We start from the raw sequence: 12,138 nt of genomic DNA, 5'->3' as shown, positions 1-12,138 counted from the left end.
ACGGGCCCACCCATGGACGTACTGACAGAGAACTTCTCCCTCTACGGCAAGGGATTCCTCGGCACCGTCGAACTGACCGTCTACGCCTCGGCGCTGGCGCTCGTCCTCGGCTTCCTGATGGCTTCCTTCCGGGTCGCACCCGTCGGCTCCTTCCGGGTGCTGGGCACGGTCTGGGTCACCGTGCTCCGCAACACCCCGCTGACGCTGCTGTTCTTCGCGGTCCTGCTCGGCCTGCCGCGCTTCGGGCTCGTCCTGCCGTTCCAGCTCTTCGCCGTCATCGCGCTCGGCTGCTACACCTCCGCGTTCATCTGCGAGGTGCTGCGCTCCGGCATCAACACCGTGCCCAAGGGCCAGGGCGAGGCCGCCCGCAGCCTCGGCATGAACTTCGGCCAGACCCTGAGCACCGTGGTCCTGCCGCAGGCGTTCCGGTCGGTGATCCCGCCGGTCGGCTCGACCCTGATCGCGCTGGCGAAGAACTCCGCCATCGCCGGGGCGTTCAGCGTCACCGAACTCCTCGGCACCTACAAGACGCTCAACGAACTGGGCTACAGCATCATCTGGTCCTTCATCTGGATCGCCGTCGGCTACCTGATCATCACCCTGACCATCAGCGCGGTGTTCAACGTGATGGAGAAGCGCTGGGGAGTGGCACGATGACCAAGACCCTCACCCGTAAAGCGTCCCGGGCGTCGATGCCCGAGGCCACCGCGCTCTACGACATCCCCGGACCGGTGACCCGCAAGCGGCACCTGATGTACGGGATCGCCTCGACGATCGTCATCGTGGCGCTGTTCGGCTGGATCGTCTACCTGCTCTTCGACACCGACCAGTTCACCGCGCAGAAGTGGATGCCCTTCGAGTACAAGGGCATTCAGGAACTGCTGCTGCGCGGGCTCGGCAACACCCTCAAGGCGTTCGTGTACGCGGCGGTCCTCTCGCTCGCGCTCGGCGCCGTCCTCGCGGTCGGCCGGCTCTCCGAACACCGGGTGCTGCGCTGGATCTCCACCCTGCTGGTCGAGTTCTTCCGGGCCATGCCGGTGCTGGTGATGATCTTCTTCATCTTCGTGGCGCTGAAGGTCCAGCCGCTGCCGGCCCTGGTCGCCGGGCTCACGCTCTACAACGGCTCCGTCCTCGCCGAGGTGTTCCGCACCGGGATCAACTCCGTGGACCGGGGCCAGCGCGAGGCCGCGTACGCGCTCGGCATGCGCAAGACGCAGGTCACCACGTTCGTCCTGGCTCCCCAGGCCGTACGCGCGATGCTGCCGACCATCATCAGTCAGCTGGTGGTCGCGCTGAAGGACACCTCACTGGGCTATCTGATCACTTACGAGGAATTCCTCCACGCCGGAAAGCTGATCGCGTCGAATCTCGACTACGATCTTCCCTTCATCCCCGTCGTGATGGTGATCTCTCCGATCTACATCGGGATGTGCATGCTGCTCTCGTGGTTCGCCACCTGGGTGGCCAAGCGGCAGCGGCGCAACCTGAAGACCCGAGCGGTCGGGGTGGCCCCGGCCGAACCAGGAACGCTGCTGCCGGGAGGGCAGTAGCCGGGCAGTGCCCGCCCGGCAGCAGTCGGTGATCACTTCTCGCGCAGCGGGACCGAGAGATGACTCGGGTCCGTGCCGGGCGAGGAGAAGGTCAGCTGCGCGCCGGTCGGGTTGTGCTCGATGTACAGCGGATCGACGGTGTCGATCACCAGGGCGAGCCGGTGACCGGCCGGGACGTCGTAGGCCGTGGAGAACAGCTCCAGGTCGACGGGGAACGGCCGGCCCGGCGTCTGCCCGTGGAACGTGTACGGAGCGTTGCTGACCAGTTTGCCGACGCCGAGCGGCCCCACGTCGTAGAGATACGCGACGAAGGTGCCGCTCGGCTTCGTGCTGCTGACCGTGGTGTGCAGCGTTGAGGTCCCTCGGACCTGCTGCTCGGTGGCGTACCGCTCCGACTGCCAGACGCTCGCGAACGTACGCGGCAGCAGCGGCACGGAGACCATCGGCGGGAGCTTCAGGAACTGGTCGAGCGCGTTGGACAGGATCGAGATGCCGCCGTTCGCGCCGGAGTCGACGTTGGACCACACCTTCTTGGTGCCGTCCAGCGGGATGCGGTTCTGCAGCGCGCCGACCGACTTCCAGTCCGCGTAGCCCTCGTACCCCTTGTCGGTGCGGGACTTGAGCTGGACCGGCTGCTCGGTGTCGATGCCGTTGCGCTCGCCCTTGAGATAGCGGTCGAACCAGCGGCGGGTGCTCGTCCAGGTGTCGTTGGGCAGCCCCAGCAGTCCGGTGGCCTCGGCCGTGGCGTGGTCGCCGGGGCGGAACTCCAGCCGCTTGGGGCCGGTGAGCTTGTCGTAGAACGAGGCGTACTGGTTGGGCGGGAAGATCGTGTCGCCCCAGGCGTTGCCCATCATGATCGCCGCACCGTTGGCGTTGATCCGGTCCAGATACGTCAGGGGGGAACGCTTCTTCCCCCAGGCGATCATCTCCGGCTCCTTGTCGAGCTTGGAGCCGAGGAAGTCCTTGAGCGTCTGCGTCAGTTCGTCACTCGGCCGGCCGGTGACCAGGCCCGCGCCGCCGAGCAGGGCGGCGGCCTGGAGGTGCTGGGTGCGGCCGCTGTAGATCGAGTCGATCAGGTCGGCCCAGCCGCTGAGCGCGGCCACCGCCTTGATGCGCGGGTCGTGTCCGGCCGCCAGCAGGCTGATGCCCGCCCCGTAGGAGACGCCGCCCATGCCGATGCGGTCCGGGTCGGCGGAGGTGTGCTCCAGCGCCCAGTCGATGACGGCGGAGGCGTCCGCGATGTCCGGCGGACCGGCCACCTCGATCTTCCCGCCGGAGCGCCAGAAGCCGCGCGAGGTGTAACTCACCACGACATAGCCGGAGTCGGCGAGCTTCTGGGCCTGCGCCAGGTACTCGATCTGCGGCATGGCCCAGCTTGTCGGGAAGACGATCAGGGGATGCTTCGCCCCGGCGGGCGCTCCCGCCGGGGTGAAGACGTTGCCCTTGAGTGTGATGCCCCCGGAGCCGGGGATGTCGTGGAACGTCAGGCCCTCGCCCGTCGCGCTCGCGTGCGCGGCGAGAGGGGTGGGGGCGGCGGTCGCCGCGGGGGCGGCGACCAGCGCGCCTCCGGCGAGCAGGGCGACGGCGGCGGTGATCGAAGCGGTGGTGCGCAGTGCCGGTTTCGGACGTGCCACGGGTCACTCCTCACGCGTGTCAGTGCAAAGTGACCCGACGGTAACCCCGGTTGTTTACCGCTGGTAACTACCGGGAGTGTTGCGTGAAGGTAACGATTGTTGGACGTGGCGTCAGTAGGGGGCCGAGGCCGGAAGGGGCGCTACCGGGTCACTTCAGGGCGCTCTTGGCCTGCCAGTCGGCCCACGAGACGTTCCAGGCGCCGTAGCCGTTGCCCTCGGCGACCGTGCCCTTGGCCTCCGTACCGGTCATCTCGAACGGGTCGCCCACCCGCACCTGCCCGTACAGCGCGGAGGCGTTGGCGTCGCTCATCCCGACGCAGCCCGAACTCCGGTTGGCCTGGCCGAAAACGCCCGCGTTCCACGGAGCTGCGTGCGCGTACATCCCGGACCAGGTCAGCCGCATCGAGTAGTCGACCATCTTGTCGTAGGCGTCGCCGAGGCCCACCGTCTCGGAGCGCATGTTGATGGTGCCCTCCTTCGACATCAGGACCGCCGTGCCCCGCCAGGAAGCCTTCTCGCCGCCCGGGGTGCCCGCCGACATCGGGATGTCCAGGACCTGCTTGCCGTCACGGTGCAGGGCGAGGCGGTGGCCGTCCAGGTCGACCTTGACCACCTGGGCCGCGCCGATCGTGAACGTCGTCGTGTAGTCGCGGACGAACCAGCCGCCGTCCGCCCCCGTGTCGACGCCGTTCAACTGCGCGTCCAGCGTCACCTTCGTGCCGGGCTTCCAGTACTCCTCGGGCCGCCAGTCGACGCGGTCCTTGCCCGAGTAGTCCTGGAGCCAGCCCCAGGAGCCCTCGGTGTCGTTGGACGTGGTGACCTTCAGGGCCTTCTCCACCGCCGCCTTGTCCTTCACCGGGTGGTCGAAGACGACGGACAGCGGCTGCGCGATGCCCACGGTCGTGTTCTTGCCCGGCGCCAACGACAACTTGTTGACCTTCTCGGCCTCGGCGGTGGTGAACGCCGCCTTGTCGCTGCCGCCGTCCGCGTCCGTCGCTTCGACGGTGTACGCGGTGCCCGGCGCGGCGACCCGGTCGGACGTCCAGGTCCGGCCGTCGCCGGATATCTTCCCGGCCAGCGCACCGCCCTCGTCCGCCTTCACCGACACCGCCTTCAGCTTTCCCTGCGCCAGCGTCACCTTGACCGGTTCGCCCGGGGCCGCCGCCTTGCCCGTGAGGTTCACCGAGACGCTGGTGTCGGGCGCCTTGCCGTCCCCGCCCACCTCGGCGGAGCCCGAGGAGCCGCCCGAACACGCGGTGAGCGCGGCGGCGAGCAGCGCCGCGGGCCCGGTCAGAGCGATCCGGGACCTCCGGCCGGCCGGGGCGGAACGACGGATGCGCGGGCGTGCGGAACTCACGGAAATACCTCCAGGGCAAGGGTGCTCAGCAGGGGAGAGGTATTTCCCCCATGTCGGGTTCCGTCCGCCCCCCGGAAAAACCTCAGGCCTCGGCCCGGGTACGCTCCACCGTCGACCAGAAATCGTCACCCGGGAGACCACCTGTGAGCGCGACCGTCGACGGAACCCCGGGCACCACCGGCCCCGCGGCCCGATCCGCCTCGGTGCTGCGCAGCGGGGCCGTGATGGCGGCCGGCTCCGTCGTCTCGCGCGCCACCGGCTTCGTCCGCTCGGCGGTCGTCGTCGCCGCGCTCGGCACCGGGCTGACCGCAGACGGCTACACGGTGGCCAACACCGTCCCCAACATCCTCTACATCCTCCTCATCGGCGGCGCGCTCAACGCCGTCTTCGTCCCCGAACTGGTCCGCGCCGCCAAGGAACACGCAGACGGCGGAGCCGCGTACACCGACCGGCTGCTCACCCTGTGCACGGTCGGCCTCCTCGCCCTCACCGCGTTCGCCGTGGCGGCTGCGCCCCTCATCGTCGGCCTCTACACCGACTACGACGGCCGCCAGGCGGAGTTGACGATCGCGCTGGCCCGCTACTGCCTGCCGCAGATCCTCTTCTACGGACTCTTCACGCTGCTCGGCCAAGTCCTCAACGCCCGCGGCCGGTTCGGCGCGATGATGTGGACCCCGGTCCTCAACAACCTCGTCATCATCGGGGTGTTCGGCCTCTACATCGCCGTCGCGGCGAACGCCGACGGCACCCTCACCGACACCCACGCTCATCTCCTCGGCTGGGGCACCACCGCCGGGATAGCCGTGCAGACGCTCGCGCTGATCCCCGCGCTGCGCGCCGCGAAGTTCCGCTGGCGGCCCCGGTTCGACTGGCGCGGCAGCGGGCTGACCCGGCCGATGCGCGCGGCCGGCTGGCTGGTGCTGCTGGTCCTCACCAACCAGCTCGCCTACTGGGTCGTCACCCGCCTCTCCACCGCCACCGGGCTCCACGCCGCCGAGCAGGACATCGCGGGCGGGGCGGGCTACACCGCGTACAGCTACGCCTACCAGCTCTGGGTCGTCCCGCAGGGCATCATCACGGTCTCGCTCGTCACCGCGCTGATGCCCCGCATGAGCCGGGCGGCGGCCGACGGCGACCTCGCGGGAGTGCGGCGCGACGTCGCGTACGCCCTGCGGACCAGCGCCGCCGTCGTGGTGCCCGCCGGCACCGCCCTGCTGGTGCTCGCACCGTGGGTGATCGGCTCCGTCTTCGGGTACGGGCGCACCACCGCCGCCGACATCACGGTGATGGCCGGCATCATGATGGCCTTCGCCCCCGGGCTGATCGCCTTCTCCGGGCAGTACGTCCTCTCGCGCGGCTTCTACGCGATGAGCGACACCCGCACCCCGTTCCTTCTCAACCTGGTGATCGCCGCCGTCCAGGCCGGCCTGTCGGTCGCCGCCTACCTGCTGCTGCCGGCCCGCTGGGCGGTGACCGGGATGGCCGGGGCGAGCACGGTGGCCTTCTTCGCCGGGTTCGCCGTCACCGGGTACGTCCTGTCCCGCCGGCTCTCCGGACCCGGCACCGGTTCCCTGCTGCGCTCACCGACGCTCGGCGCGCACGCCCGCCTTGTCGCCGCCTGCCTGCCCGCCGGGGCCCTGGCGTACGGGGCGGCGCGCGCGTCGGCGAGGGCGGGCGACGTGGCGGCGGCCGGGGCCGGGACGCTCGCCCTTCTCCTCGGCGTGGTGCTGCTGGCCCGGCCGCTCGGGATAGCGGAGATCACCACGATGCTGACGGCCGGCCGGGCCCGGCTGCGCCGCTGAGGGCGCGGACCCGGTTCTGATCCGCCGGACACCCCTGGCCCGTCAGCTGCCCGCGCGGTGCGAGGCGGGCGTGCTCGGCGTGGGAGCCTGGGCCTCGCGCGTCACGTCGCCGATCAGCTCGACCACATCGGGGCCGTACGCCTGGGAGTTGACGACCTTCAGCAGCAGGCAGAAAGACTTGTTCCCGTGCTTGCGGCGCAGCTTGTCGTGGTTCCGGGCGACGTAACGGGTGGCCGCCTGGTTGGTGATGGCCCGCTGGCCGCAGAACAGGAAGACGGGGCGCGAATCCTGACCGCCCGTCAGGCGTGCGAGCAGGACGTACTCCGCGGTGCCCGGTTCCATCCGGTAGCGCTCCGAGCCGACCTGGAACGCCACCCGGTCCGGCCCCGGGTCCTGCTCGACGTTGATCCGCACCCCGGGCAGCAGGGTCCGCAGATGGGCTGCCATCCGCTGGTTGGACGTCGGGCCGCCGACGCAGAACTCCGTACGCTCCCCGAATCCCTGCTGGGCCGTGTCGTGCGTGACGATCTGGGCGTTGGCCCCGCACCCCTTGATGAGCGCGGAGAGTTCGAGCAGGGCGAAGGCGTCGATGCGGTGCACCGACCCCTCGGCGCCCGCGTAGCGGTTGACGACCAGCAGGCATTCGGAGTTCGTCGGCAGCCCGAAGAAGGCCTGTTTGCGACGGAGCCCCCGCCGCCAGAGGTAGGTTCGGGCGAGCCAGCCCAGCGAGGCACTGATCCCGGCGGCTATCACGCCCAGCACGATGTTGCGCACGTCGTCCGTCATGGGCGCGCATGGTATCGGTCATTCGGGTAACCGTTCGAGGCGGTCCTGACGATCCGGGTTTCCCGGGGCTACCCTGCGGCGGAGATCCGTTGACTGGAGGTACGTATGCGCCGTTCCGTCGGTCGGAACACGTCCCTGTTGGCCGTACTCGCCGTGGTCGCGTCGGTCGGAGCCGCCGCCCCGGCGGCCTCCGAGGCGACCGCCACGCCGCGTCCCGCGCCGCCCAAGTCCCCGGTGGCGGTGGGACATGGGGGAGCGGTGTCGAGCGTCGACCCGGACGCGTCGGCCGCCGGGATCGAGGTGCTGCGCAAGGGCGGCAACGCGGTGGACGCGGCCGTGGCCACCGCGGCGGCGCTCGGCGTGACGGAGCCCTATTCGGCGGGCATCGGCGGCGGAGGCTACTTCGTCCACTACGACGCGAAGAAGCGCAGCGTGCGGACCATCGACGGCCGCGAGACCGCGCCTCGCAGCGCGGATGCCTCGCTCTTCCTGGAGAACGGCAAGCCGATCCCGTTCGAGGAAGGCGTGACCAGCGGCCTCGGCGTCGGCACGCCCGGCACCCCGGCCACCTGGGAGCGGGCGCTGGACGCCTGGGGCTCCAAGTCCCTGCGTACGCTGCTGAAACCGGCCGAACGCCTGGCCCGGGACGGCTTCGTCGTGGACGGCACCTTCCGCTCGCAGACGGCCTCCAACCAGGCCCGGTTCGCCGACTTCCCCGCCTCCGCGAAGCTCTTCCTGCCCGGCGGTGAACTCCCCGTCGTCGGATCGGTGTTCAAGAACCCCGACCTGGCGCGTACGTACGAGAAGCTCGGCCGCGAGGGCGTCGACGCGCTGTACCGGGGCGCGTTGGCCGACGACATCGTGCGTACCGTCCGCAAGCCGCCCGTCGACCCGGACGCCACCCGCGTCGTCCGCCCCGGCGATCTGACCCGCAAGGACCTGGCCTCCTACCGGACCCTGCGCAAGGACCCGACCAAGGTGAACTACCGGGGCCTGGACGTCTACGGCATGGCCCCCTCCTCGTCCGGCGGCACCAGCGTCGGCGAGGCCCTCAACATCCTGGAGTCCACCGACCTCTCCCGGGCCGACAGGGTCCAGTACCTCCACCGGCTCATCGAGGCCAGCCGGATCGCGTTCGCCGACCGGGGCCGCTGGGTCGGTGACCCCGCCTTCGAGGACGTACCGACGAAGGAGCTGCTGAGCCAGCGGTTCGCGGACTCCCGGGAGTGCCTGATCCGCGACGACAAGGCGCTGACCAGCCCGCTGGCGCCGGGCGACCCGCGAAACCCGGAGCGGTGCGGCAGCGGCGGCACGGCCGCGCCGACGACGTACGAAGGTGAGAACACCACCCACCTGACGACCGCCGACAAGTGGGGCAACGTCGTCGCCTACACCCTGACGATCGAGTCCACCGGCGGCAGCGCCATCACCGTGCCCGGGCGCGGCTTCCTGCTCAACAACGAGCTGACCGACTTCTCCTTCGCCCCCGCCAACCCGGCGGTCCACGACCCGAACCTCCCGGGACCGGGCAAGCGGCCGCGCTCGTCGATCTCCCCGACCATCGTGCTGAAGCACGGCAAGCCGGTGCTCGCCCTCGGCTCGCCGGGCGGGGCCACGATCATCACGACCGTCCTCCAGTCGCTCACCGGACACCTGGACCGAGGGCTCCCGCTGGTCGACGCGATCGCCGCGCCGCGCGCCAGCCAGCGCAACGCGCCGACGACCGAGATCGAGCCGGAGCTGTGGAACAGCCCGGTCCGCGCGGAGCTGGAGAAGCTCGGTCACGCCTTCAAGCAGAACCCGGAGATCGGCGCCGCCACCGGGGTGCAGCGACTGCCCGACGGCCGCTGGCTGGCGGCGGCGGAAAAGGTGCGCCGGGGCGGGGGCTCGGCCATGGTGGTGCATCCGGGCCGCGGGCACTGAGCTGGGAGGGGTGCGCCCCCGGACGCGTCGCCCAGGAGGCCCGCACGGGCCCCTCGTCCACGGGAAGGGTCCTTCCGCACCATGCGCACCCGCATCCTCGCCCTGACAGTGACCTCCTGCGCCGCCGCTCTGCTCGGAGCGGCGGCGCTGCCCGCGTCCGCGTCCGGCTCCGGGGGCGGTGACGGGTCCGGCGGCCCGGGCCGGGAGCCCCGAGCGGCCGGGGTGACCGCTGCCGAACTGCTCGCCGAGGTACGTGCCTGTTCCCGGATCTCGAAAGGCACGTACCGCACCGACAGCGGCCGTGCGAAGGCCACGGTTCCGGTCTGCGGCACGCGGGACGCCGTGTTCTGGAAGGCGGACATGGACATCGACTGCGACGGCAGGAAGACCAGGGCCTGCAACCGGAGGACCGATCCGTACTTCCTGCCGGAGACCGCGTTCCAGAGCTCCCGCGGCGAACCCCTGGACTCGGCCGTCCTGCCCCATGTGGTCGTACCGGGCCCGAGCAAGGTGTGGGACTACCGGAAGTCGGGGCTCACCGGCGGCAGCGTCGTGGCGGTCGTGTACCGGGACCGGGTGCGGTTCGGCGTGATCGGCGACACCGGCCCCACGGGCATCATCGGGGAGGCGTCGTACGCCATGGCGAAGACGCTGGGCATCGACCCCGACCCGTCGACCGGGGGCGCCGAGTCAGGCGTCACCTACATCGCGTTCAAGGACTCCCGCGTCTCCCCGATCGAGAGCCGCGCGCGGGCGCAGACCCGGGGAGCGGCGCTGGCCCGGGAGTTCGTCGGCCGCTAGCCGGGTCTGCTCGGCAGGGGTGCTCAGAGTGCGGTCAGCACGCGCGGGCCGTCCTTCGTGATCGCCACTGTGTGCTCGGCGTGCGAGGCCCGGCTGCCGTCGGTCGTCCGCAGCGTCCAGCCGTCCTCGTCGTGGCGGAACTCGTCACCGCCGCCGGCGATCAGCATGGGCTCGATCGCCAGGACCATCCCGGGCCGCAGTGCCATGCCGCGCCCCGGCCGTCCCTCGTTCGGCACGGAGGGGTCCTCGTGCATGGAACGGCCGATGCCGTGGCCGCCGTAGCCCTCCAGGATGCCGTAGCCCGCGTCGCGGCAGACCGTGCCGATCGCGTGGGCGATGTCCCCGATCCGGTTGCCGACCACGGCCGCGCCGATCCCGGCCGCCAACGCCTCGTCCGCGGTGGCGATGAGCCGGGTGTCCTCGGGGCGGGCCCCGCCCACGGTGAAGCTGATCGCCGAGTCGCCGGCCCAGCCGTCGAGGAGCGCGCCCGCGTCCACGCTGACCAGATCCCCGTCCCGCAGCGGCTCGGCGGACGGGATGCCGTGCACGACCGCGTCGTTGACCGAGACGCAGATGACGGCCGGGAAGGGGGTGGACGCGAAGTGCGGCTTGTAGTTCAGGAAGGGGGAGGCGGCCCCGGCCTTGCTCAGCACCTCGCGTGCCGCCTCGTCCAGTTGGCGGGGGGTCACGCCGACTGCCGCCGCCTCCCGCGCCCGGGTCAGGATCTGCGCGACGACCCGGCCGGCCTCGCGCATCGCGTCGATCTGTGTGTCTGTCTTGATGTGCACCATGCCCATTACTATACCGGTCGGAGCGGTATAGTAATGACGGTATAGAAATGGCATCCCGTAGTAGGATGGGCCCATGGTCCGCACCCCTCTGACCCCCGAAGAGCGCCTGCGCGGCGAACGGCTCGGCGCGCTGCTCCGTGCGGCGCGCGGAGAGCGCAGCATGGCTGCCGTCGCCGCGAGCGCCGGAATCTCCGCGGAGACCCTCCGGAAGATCGAGACCGGCCGCGCTCCCACGCCTGCCTTCTTCACCGTGGCCGCCCTCGCCGGAGCGCTGGGTCTCTCCATGGACGAGATCCTCGGCCGGTGCGCGCCGGAACCGGTCGCGGCGCCGGTCGCGGCGCCGGCTCCGGTGCGAGCCGCGGTGCCTGCTGCCGCGGTGTCTGCTGCTATGCCGCTGATCGCCTAGCGGCTCGGCGTCCGTGACGGCCAGGGCGTAGGGTCACGCCCGTGACTCTCCAGGACTTCGCACGCAGCGAGTACGTCAGCCTCACCACGTACCGGAAGGACGGCACGCCCGTCGCCACGCCCGTCTGGGCCGCCGCCGAGGGTGAGGTGCTGTACGTCTGGACGCGCTCCGACTCGTGGAAGGTGAAGCGGCTCCGCAACAACGGCAAGGTCCTCGTCACCGTCTGCGACGTACGCGGCAGGATCGCCGAGGGCGCCCCGAGCGCGGAGGGCGACGCCAGGCTCCTCGACGAGGACGGCACCCGTGCGGCGCGCAAGCTGCTGGCCCGCAAGTACACCTGGAAGTTCTGGCTCGTCGACTGGCCGGCCACCGTTGCCCGGCTCGGCAAGCGTCCGCACACCGGGATCGCCATCACCTTCTGAGCGCCGGGGCGCGGACGGGCCGCCGTGCTCCCGCCGCAGCGCGCCCGAAAGCTGCGCGTAGTCGCCCCGTAACACGGCTGCGGTCGAATGCCTCCGGACTGGAAGGCTCCAGTCGACGGTCGGCGGTCGGCGAGGGCGAAGATGACGGTGCATCAGCAGGCGTACGAAGTAGGGGCGTTCGCGCAGTACCTGCGGGATCTGGTGGCGCGCCTGGACCCCGGTCGGGGGTGGTACGGGGTTTTCGCCCGGCGCGACCCTTCGGGCATGCGGTCCTGCCTCGACGGGGTGGAGATCCCGCCCTGGGACGTGGTGGAGTCGCTGCTCGCGGATCTCGCGGCCCTGCATGGCGCCCGGTTCGCCGAGCAGGTCTCGGTCCGTGCCGCCGCGCTCTACTCCGCGTCCGCCGCCACCCACGACCGGCGGCCGGGCGGGCGCCAGGAGCTCGTCCACCGGCTGGAGTTGATGGTCCGCGAGCAGCGCCGGGCGGCGGAGCGCCTGCGCGGCTCGGGGCAGGGCGACCCGGACCCGGCCGGGCCGGAGGCCCTGGCCTGGGCCCGCGACGACCACGAACGGGCCACCGCCCGGTGCGCCGAGCTGCGCAACCGGCTGGCCGCGGTGGCGGCCCCCGAGGGCTGGTTCCGGGCGGAGGGCGGGGAGGGCGCGGAG

General features: G+C 71.2%; 11 protein-coding genes and 1 pseudogene. 8 read left to right on the top strand and 4 right to left on the bottom strand.

Annotation, left to right across the window (positions count from 1 at the left end):
• Positions 1-12 precede the first annotated feature (12 nt).
• Positions 13-657: an amino acid ABC transporter permease gene (locus JS521_RS07940; protein ID WP_006128632.1), complete on the top strand. Its 645-nt coding sequence runs from the start codon at positions 13-15 to the stop codon at positions 655-657.
• Positions 654-1,550: an amino acid ABC transporter permease gene (locus JS521_RS07935; RefSeq protein ID WP_205082021.1), complete on the top strand. Its 897-nt coding sequence runs from the start codon at positions 654-656 to the stop codon at positions 1,548-1,550. Before JS521_RS07940 ends, JS521_RS07935 begins: the two co-directional genes overlap by 4 nt.
• Positions 1,551-1,582: 32 nt before the next feature.
• Here the strand turns inward: JS521_RS07935 and JS521_RS07930 are convergent, their stop codons facing one another.
• On the bottom strand, positions 1,583-3,184 hold the full coding sequence (locus JS521_RS07930; protein ID WP_205082020.1) for a CocE/NonD family hydrolase: 1,602 nt from the start codon (positions 3,182-3,184) through the stop codon (positions 1,583-1,585).
• 148 nt (positions 3,185-3,332) lie between these two features.
• Positions 3,333-4,541 carry a L,D-transpeptidase gene (locus tag JS521_RS07925; RefSeq protein ID WP_205082019.1) on the bottom strand — a complete coding sequence of 403 codons (1,209 nt, stop codon included), beginning with the start codon at positions 4,539-4,541 and terminating at the stop codon, positions 3,333-3,335.
• Between the two features lie 50 nt (positions 4,542-4,591).
• Between JS521_RS07925 and murJ the strand changes: the two genes are divergently transcribed.
• Positions 4,592-6,343, top strand: a complete 1,752-nt coding sequence (gene murJ, locus JS521_RS07920; RefSeq protein ID WP_239486937.1) for a murein biosynthesis integral membrane protein MurJ — start codon at positions 4,592-4,594, stop codon at positions 6,341-6,343.
• A 42-nt stretch (positions 6,344-6,385) separates the two neighbouring features.
• Here the strand turns inward: murJ and JS521_RS07915 are convergent, their stop codons facing one another.
• The gene (locus tag JS521_RS07915) at positions 6,386-7,129 is read right to left on the bottom strand and encodes a hypothetical protein (protein ID WP_205082017.1); all 744 of its coding nucleotides are present in this window, start codon (positions 7,127-7,129) and stop codon (positions 6,386-6,388) included.
• A 105-nt stretch (positions 7,130-7,234) separates the two neighbouring features.
• Here JS521_RS07915 and ggt point away from each other — a divergent pair, with 105 nt between their 5' ends.
• Together ggt and JS521_RS07905 are read left to right on the top strand one after the other, a co-directional pair.
• Positions 7,235-9,052: a gamma-glutamyltransferase gene (gene ggt / locus JS521_RS07910; RefSeq protein ID WP_205082016.1), complete on the top strand. Its 1,818-nt coding sequence runs from the start codon at positions 7,235-7,237 to the stop codon at positions 9,050-9,052.
• 81 nt (positions 9,053-9,133) lie between these two features.
• Positions 9,134-9,853, top strand: a complete 720-nt coding sequence (locus JS521_RS07905) for a glycoside hydrolase family 75 protein (protein ID WP_205082015.1) — start codon at positions 9,134-9,136, stop codon at positions 9,851-9,853.
• A 23-nt stretch (positions 9,854-9,876) separates the two neighbouring features.
• On the opposite strand, the gene map is transcribed toward JS521_RS07905, so the two are convergent.
• Positions 9,877-10,644 (bottom strand): type I methionyl aminopeptidase, encoded by a 768-nt coding sequence (gene map, locus JS521_RS07900; protein ID WP_205082014.1) that lies wholly within the window; start codon positions 10,642-10,644, stop codon positions 9,877-9,879.
• Positions 10,645-10,717: 73 nt separating this feature from the next.
• Between map and JS521_RS07895 the strand changes: the two genes are divergently transcribed.
• From JS521_RS07895 to JS521_RS07885, 3 genes and pseudogenes are all read left to right on the top strand, one after another.
• Positions 10,718-11,050, top strand: a complete 333-nt coding sequence (locus JS521_RS07895) for a helix-turn-helix domain-containing protein (protein WP_205082013.1) — start codon at positions 10,718-10,720, stop codon at positions 11,048-11,050.
• 41 nt (positions 11,051-11,091) lie between these two features.
• On the top strand, positions 11,092-11,472 hold the full coding sequence (locus JS521_RS07890) for a PPOX class F420-dependent oxidoreductase (RefSeq protein ID WP_205082012.1): 381 nt from the start codon (positions 11,092-11,094) through the stop codon (positions 11,470-11,472).
• Positions 11,473-11,613: 141 nt separating this feature from the next.
• A pseudogene (locus tag JS521_RS07885) lies at positions 11,614-12,138 on the top strand (hypothetical protein); the annotation flags it as partial.

Origin of the sequence: Streptomyces durocortorensis (assembly GCF_016901035.1) — a bacterium.
In the GTDB taxonomy this organism is placed as follows: Bacteria; Actinomycetota; Actinomycetes; order Streptomycetales; family Streptomycetaceae; genus Streptomyces; species Streptomyces durocortorensis.
Note: the sequence above shows the minus strand (reverse complement) of the source record. Positions and strands in the feature narration are given on the sequence as shown.

Bases quoted from the DNA above. Each gene is read 5' to 3' on its own strand.
- JS521_RS07935 (WP_205082021.1), top strand. From the start codon at position 654: ATGACCAAGACCCTCACCCGTAAAGCGTCCCGGGCGTCGATGCCCGAG.
- map (WP_205082014.1), bottom strand. From the start codon at position 10,644: ATGGTGCACATCAAGACAGACACACAGATCGACGCGATGCGCGAGGCC.
- JS521_RS07940 (WP_006128632.1), top strand. From the start codon at position 13: ATGGACGTACTGACAGAGAACTTCTCCCTCTACGGCAAGGGATTCCTC.
- ggt (WP_205082016.1), top strand. From the start codon at position 7,235: ATGCGCCGTTCCGTCGGTCGGAACACGTCCCTGTTGGCCGTACTCGCC.
- JS521_RS07915 (WP_205082017.1), bottom strand. From the start codon at position 7,129: ATGACGGACGACGTGCGCAACATCGTGCTGGGCGTGATAGCCGCCGGG.
- JS521_RS07905 (WP_205082015.1), top strand. From the start codon at position 9,134: ATGCGCACCCGCATCCTCGCCCTGACAGTGACCTCCTGCGCCGCCGCT.
- murJ (WP_239486937.1), top strand. From the start codon at position 4,592: ATGTCGGGTTCCGTCCGCCCCCCGGAAAAACCTCAGGCCTCGGCCCGG.
- JS521_RS07895 (WP_205082013.1), top strand. From the start codon at position 10,718: ATGGTCCGCACCCCTCTGACCCCCGAAGAGCGCCTGCGCGGCGAACGG.